At 71.6% G+C, this 1,127-nt stretch carries 1 protein-coding gene; it reads left to right on the forward strand.

Translation table 11 applies throughout. The annotated features are described in order from the left end of the window. Positions 1-103 precede the first annotated feature (103 nt). Positions 104-1,090 carry an ABC transporter substrate-binding protein gene (locus tag AC27IO_RS24640; protein ID WP_498741267.1) on the forward strand — a complete coding sequence of 329 codons (987 nt, stop codon included), beginning with the start codon at positions 104-106 and terminating at the stop codon, positions 1,088-1,090. Positions 1,091-1,127: the final 37 nt, after the last annotated feature.

Consider the following 1,127-nt stretch of genomic DNA (forward strand, 5'->3'; position numbering starts at 1 on the left):
CGCCGGCCGCACGCTCGGGCCTTCGATCCAACCGCCCGAAGCGAGAACCCGCCATGCGCCCCGACACCGCCACCCATCCCCCCGTCCCCCGCAGCGCCGCGCGCTGCTGCAACGCTCGCTGGCCGCCGGTGCCGCCGCCGCGCTGGGCCTGCCGGCCCTGGCGCGGCCATCGGCCGCAGGGCCCGACCTGTCCGGCGTCACCTTGCGCATCGGCACCTACAAGGGCCTGTGGCGCCCACTGATCAGCGCGGCCGGCCTGGCCAACACGCCCTACCGCATCGAGTGGCGCGAGTTGAACAACGGCGTGCTGCACATAGAGGCCATCAACGGCGATGCGCTGGACCTGGGGTCGGGCAGCGAGATTCCCGCGCTGTTCGCGGCGCGGCAGAAGGCCCAGGTGCGCTTCGTGGCCGTGACGCGCGAGGATTTGAACAACCAGGTCACGCTCGCCCGAAAGGATGCACCCATCCAGCGCATCGCCGATCTGAAGGGCAAGCGCGTGGGCTATGTGCGGGCCACCACCTCGCATTACTTCCTGAGCCGCCAGCTGGCCGAGGCGGGCCTGTCGTTCGCGGACATCACGCCGGTCAGCCTCACGCCGTCCGATGGCCTGTCGGCCTTCGACCGGGGCGACCTGGATGCCTGGGCCATCTACGGCTACAACGGGCAGATCGCCCGGCTGCGCTACGGCGCGCGGGTGCTCAAGACCGGGGTGGGGTACCTCTCTGGCAACTTTCCGCTCTACGCCAACCCCCGCGCGGTGGCCGATCCGCTGCGCCATGCGGCATTGGCCGACTACCTGCAGCGGCTGCGCCGCGCCTACCTGTGGGCCAATGGCAACTACCTGGACTACGCGCGGGCCCAGGCCGCCGAAACCCGGGTGCCGGTGGGCGATCTGATCGAGCTGTGGAACAACCGCAGTACCGACTACGACCTGCGCCCCGTAACCGAGGCCGTGGTGCAGGGCCACCAGTCCGTGGCCGATGCCTTCCTGCAACTGGGCGTGCTCGACGGCAAGGCCCAGGTGGCGCCGCTGTGGGACCGCAGCTTCGGCCCGGTGCTGGCGGGCGCGGACCCTGCCGCCGCCTGAGCACCGCGCGCCACACGCTCAGATCGCCGCGGCGGTG

It is taken from the genome of Acidovorax sp. KNOB132 (genome assembly GCF_057541515.1).